Source organism: Zobellia roscoffensis, assembly GCF_015330165.1.
GTDB lineage: Bacteria > Bacteroidota > Bacteroidia > Flavobacteriales > Flavobacteriaceae > Zobellia > Zobellia roscoffensis.
This window is the reverse complement of the sequence record NZ_JADDXT010000002.1, coordinates 4,394,924-4,411,335: the sequence shown is the minus strand read 5'-3', so window position 1 is coordinate 4,411,335 and position 16,412 is coordinate 4,394,924. Positions and strand designations below refer to the sequence as shown.

Below are 16,412 nucleotides of genomic sequence, written 5' to 3'. Positions count from 1 at the left end.
TTAAATGAGTTTGAGGTTATAAACCAAGTAGATACGTATAATGATTAAGAAAATAAGTTTTAACTGGGTTCTTTTGTTACTTCCCCTTTTTGGCTTGTTCTTGTTTTATTCCTTTTCCAATAAACCAGAAAGCACTTGCTATCTTGTAGTAGGGAAACAAGCAAACAAAACCGAGTTGAATGCTGTTGAAGATTTTCAAACTGATATTAAGAAGGCCTTATCCATAAAGGTAGAGGTAGTTTCTGATATTAAAGAAGTTCCTAGAAAAGGAACAGTTATAGTTTTGGGAACGCCAGAGTCAAACGCGCTAATAGCGTCTTTAAATAAATCACATAAAATAGAAATTACGGCTACAAATCCTGGTCCTAGAGGTGGTATTTGGGCTAAAACAATTTTAGGGAATAATAGAAAGATAATTGTAATAGCGGGTTCAGATGTACAAGGACTTCAGTATTCAATTTATGATTTTTCAAATGACATATTGGGTGTTGACCCTGTCCAGTATTGGACAGGAAAGGAAGTAGTAAAGAAAGAACTTAAAGACCTCTTCGCTTTTGAGAATAGGCGTATCGCTCCGCCAAAAGTACCATTGCTTTGTTATTTTGAAAATGATGTAGATGAGTTGGCAAATTACCGAGGAAACCTTCTAGAATATGACTGGGAGAGTTATACGGAAATGATTAACTCATTGGTACGATTACGATATAATGCGATTCAAATTTTTGATATGCTGGGTCGTCCGGAATTTTTTATTCGTCCTGAATATAAAGATTTAACAGATTACCAAGTAGATGTAGCCTATGTTGAAAAAATGATAGACTACGCTCAAAGTAAAGGCATGAAAGTAGCTATAGATTTTGCACTTGGCTATCAAATACACCCCATGTCTGCTGATAAAGCTACTTGTTGGCAAGATTATAAAGAAGACTGGATAACGGCATGGCGTTATTACCTAGAGAAAACACCTTTGCGTAAAACTGATATTTTTATATTACGACCACGTCATCAAGTATGGGACTGGGAGTATGAAAGTAGTTGTGGCGAGGAGAAAATAGAGGTTTTTAATAAAGTTTATAAAGCTTTTGGAGATTTAGTAGATGAATACAAACCAGAAGCGGCCAAAGTATTAGTTTGCTATTCCGATGGAATGGAAATGTGGAACGACGGTTTCAGACCTCCTAAAGATTGGATAGTGGCATGGTCCGATCATGGTTTTGGAGATTTTGAACATTTGCCCAACACAACTGACAATTACAATTTTGGAACCTATATGCATGCTGGGTATTGGTTAAATCATACGGTACATAATCCTTACCCGGAAAAAGTGGAATCTGTAATGAAAGAAATGTTCAGTACGTATGATGCCGACAAGTTTTGTTTAGTAAACGGACAAAATTTTAGACCATTTTTACTTAATATAGAGGCTTATTCAAAAGTGTGTAATAATCCTGATACTTTTTACGCCCAATCGTTCTACAAAGACTGGGCAGAGCGTTATTTTAACGAAGCTAGTGCCAAATATGCAGTGTCTTCAATGAAAGTTTTACACCAAGCACAAAAAGAACGAATTGGTTATGTACAGCATCTTTGGGAAATTAAGGAGGCCATTTCTTATTTATCAAACAGTCCAATAAAACGACCGGGAAAATCTCCCGTACCCCATGATTATACGAGGGTAGAGAATGACCTTGAACATGTTAATAGAGTTGAGGAATTAATTGCTTTATCGGTTGAAGAAGCAAAGAAAGGACTTCAGAAGGCTACATCAAATAAAACCTTCTATCATGATTACATCTATTTGCCAGTGGTTCTGTATCAAGATTTAATTCGGTTTGAACGAACATTACATAAGATGGCAATTTTGAAAAAGCAATATGAAAATACTTCAGAAGAGAAGTTTCGTAGAGATATGAATAAAATGCTACCAGAGGCTAGAGCTCAATTGGAAGTAATTTATATAAATAGAAAAAGTGGAGACAAGGCACTAAAATGGAATAATTGGTACAATCCTGAAATTAGAAGGCCAAATAATGGGTTTCCAACTTTTGAAATGTTGGATAAGATAGAATCAAACCTCAATACAAAAAGTTAAAGAAGTGTATTATATGAATTTATTTTCAAAAGTTCCTTTCTACGGAATCTATATCATATTAACCATTGTGCTCTCATCATGTGAGTCAAAAGTAGAGACAAAAACTAACGCTAAGGTCATAGAACCTGTAGATTTGGTTTACCCTCAATTAGATACAGAAAATTCCAGATGGTTTTTCTTTTCATCGGCCAGTAGGCCTTTTGGCATGGTTAATCTTAGTCCAGATACGGAGGTTGATGGTGCTTGGGGTAGTGGGTATAGACACAAGGTTGATACCGTTCAAGGATTCAGCCATATTCACGCTTGGCAACTTTCTGGATTATCGATTATGCCGTTGACAATAGAGAATTCTGATGAGCAATCAATATTTACAGACTTTAAATCAAAATTCAGTCATGATACAGAAAAGGTATCACCGGGACATCATTATTTAGAACTTGAAAAATATGATATAGATGTAGACCTAACCAGTACTAAACGTGTGGGGTTTCATAAATACTCCTATCCAAATAAAGGAAAAAAAAGAGCTATACTTTTTAATCTAAACGGAATGTTGGGTCCCAATGAAAATACAGATGGTTTACTTGAACAAATAAATAACAAATCATTAAAAGGACAACTAACTATAACCAAAACAGGAAGAAGACCAAAACCTGTAAAGCTGTTCTTTAGTATCGATTTAAATACAGAAATAGATTCTATAGAGCGTGATGATACCACTGGGAATTATTTAGTTGTTTTAAAAGATTCAGATTCTCAGGTTTTGATGAAAGCAGGAATATCCTATACATCAAATGAAAATGCCAGAAATAATATAAATGCAGAACTCGATCATTGGGATTTTGATAAGGTAGTAGGAGATTCAAGAGCAGAATGGAACGATTTGCTTGGTAGAATAAAAATAGAAGGTAATACAGAACTTGCAAGAAGAAGATTCTATACGGATTTATGGCATGGGTTGCAGGGACGCAGAATTATTAGTGATGCCAATGGAGCCTATCCTGACAATACCGGAAAAGCTTTTAGAATAGGTCAATTACCGTTAGATGAAACCGGAAAGCCAAAATTTAACCATTACAATTCAGATTCGTTTTGGGGAGCCCAGTGGACGTTGAATACGCTATGGGGATTGGTCTATCCAGATATTATGGAAGAGTTTGTGCATTCTCTTATGCAATATTATGATGATGGTGGAATGGTGCCACGTGGCCCATCAGGTGGGAATTATACCTATGTTATGACAGGAGCATCAGCTACGCCTTTTATTGTAAGTGCAATTCAAAAGGGGGTTATCACTGAAAATTTAGAGCATATTTATGAGGCGCTAAAAAAGAACCATATGCTAGAAGGTATTATGGGCAAAGCGGGTTACGAACACACTACAACAATTGGTGGTGGTCTTAAATACTATATACAAAACGGGTATGTGCCACACCCTATTCCTGAGGGTAGATTTGGTGGCCATCAAGATGGTGCCAGTATGACTATGGAATATGCGTATCAAGATTGGACGTTAGCGCAATTAGCGAAGAAATTAGGGTATATTAAAGATTATGATTATTTCATGAAGCGTTCTAAAAATTATGAGAATGTTTTTGATAGTTCAGTAAGTTGGATGCGGCCTAAAAATATAGAGGGTAAATGGCGAGAAAATTATAGCCCTTATGAACATGAAAACGGTTTTATAGAATCTAATGGGGCACAATCAACATGGTTCGTACCTCACGATATTGAAGGTTTAGCGGAGTTAATGGGAGGGAAGGACTCAGCAGTTGAAAAATTGAATGAACAGTTTAAAACCGCTGAAAAACTGGGCTTTACAGCTGGTAATTCGCATTCTCAAGAGTTGCACCCCGAGTATCGTAACATCCCTATAAACTATGGTAATCAACCGTCTATTCAAACAGCTTTTGTGTTCAATAAGTTAGACCGGCCAGACCTCACACAATATTGGTCACGAAAAGTAGCCGATAAAGTTTTTGGAGGCTTGTCTCCTGCCACTGGTTATAATGGCGATGAAGATCAAGGTCTAATGGGTAGCTTGGCGGTATTAATGAAGATAGGTCTGTTTCAAATGAATGGAGGTACTGAGACAGATCCTGTATATGAATTGGGGAGTCCTAGTTTTGATAAAATAACAATCTCATTACAAAATGGAAAAGAGCTTGTAATTGAAGCACCTAGAATATTAACAAGTAAGTTTGAAGCTGAAACCCTTCAGTTGAACGGGTCTCCATATCTAAAAAATTCGGTACGCCATTCGGCTTTGATGAACGGGGCTACCTTCCGTTATAAATTTAAGAATAATCGCGACCAAGTAGAATAAGTGCCTAAGTATTGGGTGTTGTTCTTTAAAATTCTAAATTGTAGTTACAACACGCCTTATGAACTATAGATTAACATCTGTTTTTTGGTTGATTTTCTCTTTGTGGGGTCTGTGTGGTCAATCCCTAAAATTTGAACATTATAATGATGCTAGTGGCATCTCACATAATTCGGTAAGGCATATTGTTCAAGATAATGATGGCTTTCTTTGGTTTGGTACGTTTTCGGGTCTTAACCGTTTTGATGGTTATGAGTTTAAATCGTACACAAGTGCTTCTCCATCTGTAAATACAATTCCTAATGATGATATTACCGCCTTGGAATTTGATAAAGAAGCTAACCAGCTTTGGATCGGAACACGTAACGGGCTTTCTCTTCTTGATTTAAACACCTATACATTCAAGGTCTTTTTGCCAGATGTCAATAATACAGGCTCATTACAGGATAATGAAATTAGGTCTGTTCATATAGATTCATTTAAACGAGTTTGGGTAGGAACCAAAGATCAAGGTTTATTTATCTACAATCCGCAAAAGCAAAGTTTTAGTAAAGTACCATTGGATGGTTTTTCTTATGTCAAAGAAATTTTTGAAGATTCTAAAGGTCGCTTATGGGTAGGTAGTTATGGTGATGTTGCTATAGCTAGAATCTCTTTGGATAACTTAGGGTCAATTGTTCAAATCAAACAGTATGCATTATCCCCCATAAATTCAAAAGAGCCTAATCCGTATGTGAATTTTATATTCCAAGACCATAAGTCTAATCTTTTTGTGGGAAGCAGAAATGGCTTGTATAAACTGAATATAACAGAAGACCGTTTTGAAAATTTATTGATTGATAATCCTGAGACCAGGGACAAATTAGGGCCTTATTTTATATCTATTGCAAGAGCACAAGACGGTAAATATTGGCTAGGAACCTTAGGAGGTATTTTACAGGTTGATGAGTTGGAAGATGTATCAAAACAAAAATATCATTGGTACTTTTCTGAATTGTCCGATGATGATTCCTTGGTAGATAATTTGGTTTCCGCTCTTTATTTTGATAATTCTGGTGTACTCTGGGTAGGTACGGAAGAAGGCTTGGATAAGTACGACCCTTTTGAAAACCAGTTTAAATACAATAGGTCCATCAGTAGGTTTATAGATAATCAAGTACCACGTGTAAGAGACTTTTCAAAAACGTTTGACGGCAATATAATTGTAGCTACACGTCACAATGGGTTATTTATTTCCAAAGGGAAAAATTACAAACCTCTGTATGATACAAAGAAAGATATTGCAAGTATGTATTCCATAGACGGGAAAATATTCTATTGCGGTCTTTGGAATGGAGAAGTATTGATATATGATTATCTAAGTAAAACGGATAAAGTAGTTGATGTAGGTTTTAAGCATGCACCTGTCTTAGCTTTTGAACCTTTGAATGGTGATAAAATGGTTATAGCTTCTCATGGTGAGGGAGCGGTTGTTTTAAATTTAAAAACACAAAAGGTTGATGATTCTTATGGTAATTTGTTACCATCTCTAGATATTAATACCGTAAAAGTAAGTAAGGGTGGTGAGATTTGGTTCGCGACACAAATGGGAACTTATTCCTATGACAGCCAGACTGCACAAGTAAAAGCTTATGAAGCTACATCTCATTTAGATATAGGGTTACCCCATAATAATGTCAGTGATATTGCTATTGATGAAAATGGTAAAATTTGGGCGGCTACACGTAAAGGGCTTTGTTATTATGACGCTAAACTCGATAATTTTTTACCCATAAATGATATAGACGGATTGTCCAACCGTTGGATTACAAATTTAGTATCTAAAAAGAATGGATTCCTTTGGTTGAACATGAATAATAATAATTTAGGGAAATATGATACGGCTTCAAAAGAATTGAAATTATATCATACAGAAAGTGGAAATCGCTTAGATATATTTAGTACTAGAGGGTTTTACTATGCAGATGAAACCCATATGTTTCTTGGTGGTAAGGAAGGAATAATAACATTCTCACCAAAAGATCTCTCAGTAAATGAATATGCTCCAGAACCCGTCATTACAAATATTAGAGTACAGAATAAGGCAGTAGAAATAGGTTCTGTGATTAACGGTCAGGAAATTCTTAAAACGGATATAAACCTAAGTAAGAGCCTAGAACTTCAAAATGCGAACAAAAACTTTTCCTTAACATTTTCAAGTCCATCTTATGTAAACGGAAGGCAGAACAGGTATAGTTATATTTTAGAAGGTTTTGATGAAAATTGGAATACCGTAGATGTTCGCCAAAGAACCGTACAATACACAAATTTATTTTCTGGAGACTATGTATTCAAAGTAAAAGCAATGAATAGTCATGGGGTATGGAGTGATGCCGCTTCGTATCATATTGAAATACTCCCTCCTTTTTGGTTTACGTATAAAGCATTCTTTCTTTTGTTATTGGTTCTGGCCTTGGCTTTTTACCTTATTCGCAAGCAAGTACGAGCGCGCATTGTTTTGAAACAGCAATGGTTAATGGAGAAGGTAAAACGTGAACGTGATGAAAAACTGAATAACGAAAAACTGCGTTTCTTTACTAATATATCTCACGAGTTACGAACGCCGTTAACGCTAATTTTGGGTCCAGCAAAGCAGTTGATTAAAGATGGTAAAGACTCTGGTAATTACTTTCAGCAGAGCAGGTATAACCTCATACATCAGAATGCCAACAGGTTGTTGAATTTGGTAAATCAGGTTTTGGATTTTAGGAGGGCACAATCAGGGGAACTTCGTTTAAAAGTAACCAACACAGATATTCTCCTATATACTAAAAACACATTTCGTTCCTTTGAGGAGCTTGCCGACGATAAAAAAATCAACTTTAATTTAATCTTTGAAAATGAAGAGATTAAGGGGTATATAGACAGAGATAAGTATGATAAAATGCTCTATAACCTGCTGTCTAATGCCTTAAAATTTACTCATAATTATGGTCATGTAGATCTTTTTATAGAGGTAAAAGAAGAGGAGGGTAGTGCTTTCTTGGTAGTTGAAGTGAGTGATGACGGAATTGGAATTCCTAAAGAAAGTCAAAAGAAAATTTTCTCTCGTTTTTATCAAGCTTCTAATAGCACTAGTCTTAATACAGGTTCCGGAATAGGACTTTCATTGGTAAAGGCATTGATAGATTTACACAAAGGTGAAGTGACAGTAGAGAGTGAGTTGAACAAGGGCAGTGTTTTTACATTAAAGCTTCCCATTGGACGAGAAGCTTATGGAGATGATGAAGTTTTTGATTATGAAAAGAACCCTGTGGTTGAAGAATCTCCGCAGCTTATTACTGCAAAAAAAATCATTCAAAGTACACATTTAAAAGAGCGAATTTTAATAATTGAGGATAATGCCGAATTGCGAAACTACTTGGTAGACTACCTTTCTGATTATTATAAAGTCTTTGAAGCTGAAAACGGAGAGAAAGGGTTGGAGGTCTGCCTTAACGTAAAACCCGCTATCTGCATTGCAGATGTTATGATGCCCGTTAAAACTGGACTGGAGTTTTGCGAAGCTCTTAAGAACGATGCGGAAATCAGCCATATTCCCGTGATTCTTTTAACGGCCTTATCTGATAATGATGATAAAATAAAAGGGTATAGTTCCGGTGCTGATGGCTATTTAGTGAAACCGTTTGACCCGTCATTGCTAAAAACGAGAATTGAAAATATCATCAATTCTAGAAAAGAACTGAAAAGTAGGTTTTCAGAGGAAATAGAAAGTCAGGTAAATACATTGACGCATTCACCTATTGATCAATCGTTCATGGAAAATTTGACCAATTTAATCCATGAAAATATGGATAATAGTGAACTAAATACTTCCTTGCTTTGCAAGTCACTAGGTATGAGTTCATCAAAGCTATACAGGAAAGTAAAGGAGCTTACGGATTTGGCTCCTAATGAATTTATACGAACCATTCGCCTAAAAAAATCGGCAGAACTACTACGAACAAAGAAATACAATGTATCTGAAGTCACCACACTTATTGGGTTTAGTGACCCTCTGTATTTTAGCCGTTGTTTTAAAAAGCAATTTGGCTACCCGCCAAGTCAGTTGATAAAATAAATATAAGGCAAACTTTAATACGCTACGTACTCAACAATTTCCAAACCATAGCCAACAATACCTACACGTTTAGTTTGTGGTGAGTTTGATAAGGCTCTCATTTTAGCAATATCCAAATCATGGAGTATTTGAGCTCCAATACCAAAATCACGAGCATCCATATCAATCTTAGGTGCTTTTTGAATACCTTCTTTTTGAAGTTCCTTTAACTCAGTTAATCTAGAGAGCAAATTAAGGGATTGAGCATCTTGATTTATAAAGACTATAGCTCCTTTTCCTTCTTTGTTAATGGCCTTGAACATATCTTCAAGCTTGGCATCGGGGTTATTGGTGAGCGTGCCTAGAATATCATTGTTTACCAAGGTAGAGTTGATACGCGTTAGTACTTTATCAGTCTTGTTCCAAGTACCTTTGGTCAAAGCAATATGAACGTGATTGTTTGTAGTTTGTTGATACGCTCTTAAACGGAATTTCCCAAAACGAGTTTCTATATCAAAATCCTCCTTTTTGGCAATTAAGCTATCATGCTCCATTCTATAGGCTACCAAATCTTCTATAGAAACAATTTTGAGGTCAAACTTTTTAGCAACCTTTAGGAGTTGTGGTAAGCGAGCCATGCTACCATCTTCGTTCATAATCTCTACAATATAACCTGCCGGCTTTAAACCCGCCAATCTAGCAAAATCAATAGCGGCTTCTGTATGGCCAGTTCTTCTGAGTACACCACCTTCTCTAGCAACGAGGGGGAAAATATGCCCAGGACGCGCTAAATCATGGGGTTTGGTATCATTTTCAGTAAGAGCAAGTACTGTTTTAGCTCTGTCCGAAGCAGAAATGCCAGTAGTAACACCACCTCCACGTAAATCTACAGATACGGTAAAGGCCGTCTCCATTGGATCTGTATTATTATTGACCATCATATGTAGGCCCAAATCTTTACATCTGCCTTCGGTTAGCGGAGCACAAATTAGTCCTCTACCATGCGTAGCCATAAAGTTCACCGTTTCCGGTGTGGCCAATTCTGCAGCAGCTAGAAAATCACCTTCGTTTTCACGATTCTCATCATCAACTACTATGATGACTTTCCCTTTTCTGATTTCATCAATGGCTTCCTCAATAGTATTCAATTGAATTTTCTTTTCCATATCGATACTCATTCTTCTTCAGTTTTGTCTTTTTTTGAAAAAAGTCGTTTGAAAAGGTCTATGATGTTTCCAAAATTCATCATTCCCTGATCTGCTGTGGCTTGTCTTGTTAAATAGATGCCTAAAGGTAACATAACCATAGATGGTAGCCATGCTCCTATAATAGGGTGAATATTTCCTTTATAGCTATAGTTTTCAGCAAAAACACCTAAAAAGTAATACACGAGGAATAATAAAATAGCAATTACCATAGGCAGACCTATACCGCCTTTTCGGATAATAGCGCCCAATGGTGCGCCTACAAAAAATAGGATAATACAAGAAAGGGCAAGCGCATATTTGTCATGTAGCGAGAAAATGTGCCTACGGTGTATTTCATACCTTTTGCCTAATTCTTGTTTCTTACCTTCAATAGAAGTCATAATATTAGAAACTGAATTTTTGGCAGAATTCATGACCTGTACTTTTTGCCAATCTTTAAATAAGGTGATGATATCAGTAGGAGGTGTCTTTTCATCTACCTCAGTAGAATTGGACAGTGAATCTATTTTTACCTCCTCTTGAATCTCATTTTCAGCTTTAAGAGTATCAATACTATTTTTCTCAACTGTTGTTTCTTTACTAGATGGCTCTTTCTCCTTTAGGAGTTTCATTTTTTTTGACGCCGCAGTATCTTTTGGCGTAAGAGGGATAAAACCTCCCATACGGTAGACGATGTTTTTTGAGAAAGCCTGAACAATTCTCTTATTATCCGTCTCAAGAGAATCCATATCCTTTATTAAACGAGAAACGTTTTTCATCTTCTCTCGGTTGGATACATTCTCCTCCTCAAGGTCTTGTTCCATTTCCGGGATTTCAATGTTCATCCGGTAAATTTCAAAATGGGTTTGAGTAAATGGATATTTCCTTTTTTCGGTACTTTTTTTCTTATCCATATCACGGTAATCATGACCGTCACGAAGTACCAACTGAATAAGTTCCGATTCTTCACTACTGATTAACTCTCCCGTTTTTGCCTTGATTACAGTGCTATTGACATTGGCAGGAGTTTTCTGATGGATAATTACATTTTTGAGGAAACGGTCTTTTTCGCCGTATTTTTCATCAACTTTTATGCTCATTCCCTCAAAGTCGCTAAACACCCCTTTTTCAATTGCCGCAGCTGGTTTTACCTTGGCAATGTTACGGCGCATGTTGTAGATTTTCTGCTCTGAGGCGGGAATAACGCTATTGGCAAAATAAAAAGTGACACCACCTAAACCTACCATAAAGATGATAAGGCTTAGCATGGAGCGTTGCAATGAAATACCTGAGGCTTTCATTGCTGCGAATTCGTAATTCTCTGCTAGTGTCCCAAAAGTTAGAATAGAGGCGAGGATAACGGTTAATGGCAGTACCTTCTCCGTTAAACTGGGCATCATGAAAAAGAAAAATTTCCCTATGATAACAATGTCCAGACCTTTTCCTGCAAAATCATCAATAAACAACCATATCGTCTGAAATATGAAGATAAACATCAATATTACAAACGAACTCAAAAAATTAGAAAGGAATCGCGATAATATATATCGGTCTAGAATTCTCAATGTGGCAATATTAGTTTCTTACTATGTAGTACCCGTCATTTTTGTACTTCGCCTCATCAAAAGTAAACAAGGTTTTTGACAAAGGTTGGTCAGTTTTGAAAGAATTAACGGTAATGGTGGTAGTGGTACCATTTTCGCCAGTTTCTATCAGTTTGTAAATATGCTTCGTTTCAGCATCAATACCCAAAAGAATAGTCTTTATTTCTGAATTCGTGTCAATAGGAGTAAGTTTTACATACTGAATTTTTCTACCGTTTACGTTCTGAAGAATATCCATTTCATAATTGTGACCTTCTCTGTAAAAGGTTAACATTTTTGCCGGAGTAAGGGCATTCTCATCGTTAGATTTATCTTCGATGGTTACCTCTTCGTTTTCCGGTATAATAGTGTAAACTTTGGAACCGTCATATAACAATGTGGTGCCAAAGAAATTACCAATGTACTTATCACCTTGTAAAGTGACATCACCACGGGTTTCTTGGTTTATACCAGCCTCTGCATTATTAAGGACATATTTAAAATCAATATAAATATTATCGTAGCTTTTTACTTTAGCATAAACGTCTTCTAACAATGCTTTTGCTTTCTCTGAATTTTGTGCAAAAGTTACGTTTGATACTAATACAAGGGTAAGCACTAAAAAAATCTTTTTCATTTCACTGTTTAAGTTAATAGCTTGTTATAAGCTCTCGTTGCTTAATAATTGGTCTAGTGCAATAAGGTCTGGCACCAAAACTTGTCTGGCTTTACTGCCTTCAAACGGACCTACAATTCCAGCAGCTTCTAGCTGATCCACGATACGACCTGCACGGTTGTACCCCAATTTTAATTTTCTTTGAATTAACGATGCAGAACCTTGTTGTGCTGTTACAATTACTTCTGCGGCATCACGGAACAAAGCATCTCTGTCTGCTATATCAATATCAATACTTGTGCCAGAATCCTCACCCGTATATTCTGGCAGTTCATGGGCATTTGGATAGGCTCGTTGAGAACCTATATACTCTGTAATTTTAGCGACTTCGGGGGTGTCAACAAAAGCACACTGTATACGTGTAACATCGTTACCCTGTGTGTACAACATGTCACCTCTACCAATAAGTTGGTCAGCCCCTTGCGCATCCAAAATAGTTCTGGAGTCAATTTTAGAGGTTACCCTAAATGCTATTCTGGCAGGAAAGTTTGCTTTTATGATACCGGTTATCACGTTTACCGATGGCCTCTGCGTTGCAATAATCAAGTGAATACCAATAGCCCTGGCCAATTGAGCAAGACGTGCAATTGGGGTTTCTACCTCCTTACCTGCAGTCATTATTAAATCTGCAAATTCATCTATGACCAGTACGATGTAGGGTAGAAATTTATGTCCGTCGTTTGGATTTAACTTACGTGCCTTAAATTTAACATTATATTCCTTAAGATTACGTACTTGAGCATGTTTCAACAGTTCATACCTGTCATCCATTTCTATACAAAGGGAATTCAAGGTATTAATGACCTTTGCGTTATCTGTTATAATAGCTTCTTCTGAATCTGGAAGTTTAGCTAAGAAGTGTCTTTCTATTTTATTGTAAATAGAAAGCTCTACTTTTTTAGGGTCAACCAGAATAAATTTGACTTCCGCCGGGTGTTTTTTATAAAGGAGGGAGGTAAGAACGGCATTTAGACCCACTGATTTACCTTGACCGGTAGCACCTGCCATTAAAAGGTGAGGCATTTTTGCCAAATCCACTACAAATGTTTCGTTACTAATGGTCTTGCCAAAAGCGATCGGCAGTTCCATTTCTGCTTTCTGAAACTTGCTTGAAGCCACAACGGACCGCATAGAAACGATAGTCGCATTTTTGTTAGGTACTTCTATACCAATGGTTCCTTTACCGGGAATAGGTGCAATAATACGTATACCCAAAGCAGCAAGTGAAAGGGCAATATCATCTTCTAGGTTTTTAATTTTAGAAATTCTAACCCCGGCCTCAGGTACAATTTCGTAAAGTGTAACTGTTGGGCCAATAGTTGCTTTAATTTGCGAGATTCCAATCTTGTAGTTTTTTAGCGTCTCTACAATCTTATTTTTGTTCTCCTCAAGTTCTTCTTGATTAATAGTGATTCCACCGGTAACACCATGCTGGTCTAGGAGCTCTATGGTGGGGAACTTGTAATTGCCAAGTTCTAGGGTAGGGTCAAACTCACCAAAATCTTCAACTAACTTATCGGCTATATTATCGGTCTCTTCCTGTTCTTCAACAATTTTCTCCACTTCCATTGCTAACTCTTCGGTAGTTTCTTCCTCAACGGGAACGGAAATCTCAAAATCATCTAAAGTTATTTCTTTCTCTACTTCTATAGGAGGGATGTCTTTCTTGTGAGTGTAGGTATCGAGAATTACAGGTTCTTCTTTTTCTGTTTTCTTTATAGTTTCCTGAACATCTTTCATAGCTTGAGAAGCTTCTTTAGATGTAGACTTTAATTCCGATTTTAAGGAAGAGCTTTTCTTCTTGAAAAAACTGGCCATTCCTTCTGGGGTAAAATGAAAGAAACGTACTAGAATAAAAACAAGCCCAAAAAGCAGAATAAGAACAACACCAATGTTCCCGGTGTAATCTCTAAGAAAATCGTTCATTTCATAACCTACGACACCACCAAGTAAGGGTTGTGTATCTGCTAAGAAACCTAATGCAATAGATATCCAAATCATAAAAATGAGTCCCCAAATCCATTTTTTGAGAAGTCCTTTTTTATCCAAACTTAAAAATAGGTGTAGTCCGGTAATACAGACTAGAATGGTTAGAATAACGGAAGCTATTCCAAACCCTTTGTAAACAAAGAAGTGACTAACACTAGCTCCAAATTTATTGAGAAGATTTTTAGCTTGTTCATTTCTATTGGCAAATTCAGACAATAGGCTTTGATCGTCCTGCCACGTAAAATAAAAGGAGACGAACGAGAAGAATAACGCCATACTGAAAAGAATCAGCAAGCTTCCTAAAATAATCTTGTTCTTTTTAGATACTGTAAAGCTAGCTTTTTTGGGGCTTGCCTTTTTTTTGGTTGTCGTTGTTTTCTTTTTGGCCATTACTTTTTTTCCACTGGGTGCAAAAATACGTATTACGAAGTTTTTGGAGTAGGGATTACGAAAAGTCTTTTCATTTTTATACTATACATACTCCTGAAAAGGCGGTTATGGTTCTTTTGCCCCCTAGTTTTCAGCATCTAAACACCTGTCTAGAATGCCGTTCATATGGTCCTGAATAAAGCCTTTTGCCATCTCATCCTTCTTTTTTGTTCTTAACGGATTTTTTTTTGCAATGTTGTTCTCCAGTCTTTTATCTGGCTTGGGCAACGTCGTGAAAAGTATAGGCTAAAAATATATACTATTGAATAATGACATATTCGTGGAGTGAATATATTCTATGGATTCAGGAAGTGCTTTGTGTTTGTTTCTGCCAAAATGAACAGTCATCAAAAATAGGGCATGACCTACTAGAATATCTTTGGGATGTAGATAATACAGCCTACAATAGTAGCACCAATTGAGACAAGCATTACCGCTCCTGCTGCAACATCTTTTATAAAGCCTATTCTTTCATCGAATTCAGGATGAATGAAATCACATATTTTTTCGATAGCAGTATTAGCACCTTCAATACCAACCACTAAAGAAATTGCGAAGACTTGAAAAATCCACTCGGTGGTAGAAATTTCATAATAAAACCCGGCTATAGTCACTGCGATAGCCAAAAACACCTGAATTTTAATACTGGCTTCGGTTTTAATTAAAAGAAGGGCTCCACGCATAGCGAAGCCCACACTTTTTATTCTATTTACTGCAAATGACTCTTCCTTAGGCATTGGCTAAAGCTTCTAAAGCTGCTTTGTAATTAGGCTCATCAACAGTTTCTGTAACTTGTTCAGAGTAAATGACATTGCCCGTTTCGTTAAGAACTACAACTGACCTAGATAGTAACGAAGCCAAAGGTCCGTCAGTAAAGGTAACAGCGTAATCTTTTCCAAAACTACCATCGCGGAAGTCAGATAGCATTTCTACATTGTTGATGCCCTCTGCGCCACAAAAACGAGCTTGAGCAAATGGTAAGTCTTTGGAAACACATAAAACCACTGTGTTTTCTATTTCTGCCGCCTCTTGGTTAAATTGTCTAACGGATTGAGCACAAGTACCAGTATCAACGCTGGGGAAAATATTCAAAACCACTCTCTTGCCCGAGTAATCCGAAAGAGATGCTAATGAAAGGTCATTTTTAGTTAATGTAAAATTAGGAGCTTTGCTTCCGTTTGCGGGAAGATTTCCTAAAGTATGTATTTCGTTTCCTTTTAAGGTTACTGTAGCCATGATATGTTCTGTTTATATTGGTGGTGAAAATATAAAATTATGACTAATTAAAGGTGCTCCATAAAAGAAATATACTTTTATATAAAAAATGTGAAAACAAAAAAGTGAAACAACCCTATTGATTTGGTTAAAAATCAAAAGTCATTTCACTTTTAAATAGGTAAGTAAATAAACTGCTTACTTAAATTATTTATCTATTGAACCCATTACGCGCTTCATAAATTCATTCAAAGCCTCTTTTTGAGGTTTGCCCTCTTTGATGCTTTTTTGAACTTCTAGTGCACCGTACATGTTTGAAATCAATTCACCAATAACATCTAGTTCTTCGTCTTTAAGCGAGGGTACTTCGGTCAGTGCTTCCAGTGTCTCAATTGTTTCAACAACAAAATCTTCGTCGTTTTCTTCAATAAAATTCGTTAAATGCTTAATTACTGGCAGCTTCACTGATCAATTCTTTTAGAACATCGTATTTGTTCGTTTGTACTTGATTTTTAAACTCTCCGTTAGTGAAAGTGGCAAACGTAGGTAAGTTGTCTACATTAGCTAGTTTCCTACTTTCCGGAAACTTCTCTGCATCTGCAATTACGAAAGTGAAATCTCCGTGCGTTGAGGCCTCTTTTTTAAATTTAGGCTTCATAATACGGCAGTTGCCACACCAGCCGGCAGAATACTGTACAATCACATTTTTTTTCTCTGCAATGATTTCTTGCAGATTATCTTGATCCAATTCCAATACCATATCTAAAGGGTTTTAAAATTTGTGAATACTACTTTTAAATGATACCGCTTGTATTTTTGGGATACAAGCGGTTATCTTTT

Annotated in this window: 11 protein-coding genes; 3 read left to right on the top strand and 8 right to left on the bottom strand. The window is 36.5% G+C overall.

Going from position 1 to position 16,412, the window contains the following annotated elements:
• The first annotated feature begins 40 nt into the window (after positions 1 to 40).
• From IWC72_RS17940 to IWC72_RS17930, 3 genes are read left to right on the top strand one after another with little or no spacing between them, the layout of a single operon-like run.
• Entirely contained in the window at positions 41 to 2,092 is a 2,052-nt protein-coding gene (locus IWC72_RS17940) for a glycosyl hydrolase 115 family protein (protein WP_194530731.1), read from the top strand.
• Positions 2,093 to 2,105: 13 nt separating this feature from the next.
• Positions 2,106 to 4,418: a GH92 family glycosyl hydrolase gene (locus IWC72_RS17935; RefSeq protein ID WP_194530730.1), complete on the top strand. Its 2,313-nt coding sequence runs from the start codon at positions 2,106 to 2,108 to the stop codon at positions 4,416 to 4,418.
• Positions 4,419 to 4,476: 58 nt separating this feature from the next.
• Complete coding sequence (locus IWC72_RS17930; protein ID WP_194530729.1) at positions 4,477 to 8,514, top strand: two-component regulator propeller domain-containing protein; 4,038 nt, start codon at positions 4,477 to 4,479, stop codon at positions 8,512 to 8,514.
• Between the two features lie 14 nt (positions 8,515 to 8,528).
• Here the strand turns inward: IWC72_RS17930 and ribB are convergent, their stop codons facing one another.
• The 8 genes from ribB to IWC72_RS17890 all read right to left on the bottom strand — a co-directional run bounded on the left by ribB (position 8,529) and on the right by IWC72_RS17890 (position 16,332).
• Entirely contained in the window at positions 8,529 to 9,671 is a 1,143-nt protein-coding gene (gene ribB, locus IWC72_RS17925) for a 3,4-dihydroxy-2-butanone-4-phosphate synthase (protein WP_194527547.1), read from the bottom strand.
• Complete coding sequence (locus tag IWC72_RS17920) at positions 9,668 to 11,245, bottom strand: LptF/LptG family permease (RefSeq protein WP_194530728.1); 1,578 nt, start codon at positions 11,243 to 11,245, stop codon at positions 9,668 to 9,670. The genes ribB and IWC72_RS17920 overlap by 4 nt, the downstream gene beginning before the upstream one ends.
• Positions 11,246 to 11,255: 10 nt before the next feature.
• Positions 11,256 to 11,900, bottom strand: coding sequence for a LolA family protein (locus tag IWC72_RS17915; RefSeq protein WP_194530727.1), 645 nt, complete (start codon positions 11,898 to 11,900; stop codon positions 11,256 to 11,258).
• 24 nt (positions 11,901 to 11,924) lie between these two features.
• On the bottom strand, positions 11,925 to 14,318 hold the full coding sequence (locus IWC72_RS17910) for a DNA translocase FtsK (protein ID WP_194530726.1): 2,394 nt from the start codon (positions 14,316 to 14,318) through the stop codon (positions 11,925 to 11,927).
• 407 nt (positions 14,319 to 14,725) lie between these two features.
• Positions 14,726 to 15,094, bottom strand: coding sequence for a diacylglycerol kinase (locus IWC72_RS17905; RefSeq protein ID WP_194530725.1), 369 nt, complete (start codon positions 15,092 to 15,094; stop codon positions 14,726 to 14,728).
• Entirely contained in the window at positions 15,087 to 15,593 is a 507-nt protein-coding gene (gene tpx, locus IWC72_RS17900; RefSeq protein WP_194530724.1) for a thiol peroxidase, read from the bottom strand. The genes IWC72_RS17905 and tpx overlap by 8 nt, the downstream gene beginning before the upstream one ends.
• 186 nt (positions 15,594 to 15,779) lie before the next feature.
• Positions 15,780 to 16,037: a DUF6952 family protein gene (locus tag IWC72_RS17895; RefSeq protein WP_194530723.1), complete on the bottom strand. Its 258-nt coding sequence runs from the start codon at positions 16,035 to 16,037 to the stop codon at positions 15,780 to 15,782.
• A complete protein-coding gene (locus IWC72_RS17890) occupies positions 16,018 to 16,332 on the bottom strand; it encodes a thioredoxin family protein (RefSeq protein WP_194530722.1) in 315 nt (104 codons plus the stop codon). Before IWC72_RS17890 ends, IWC72_RS17895 begins: the two co-directional genes overlap by 20 nt.
• Positions 16,333 to 16,412: the final 80 nt, after the last annotated feature.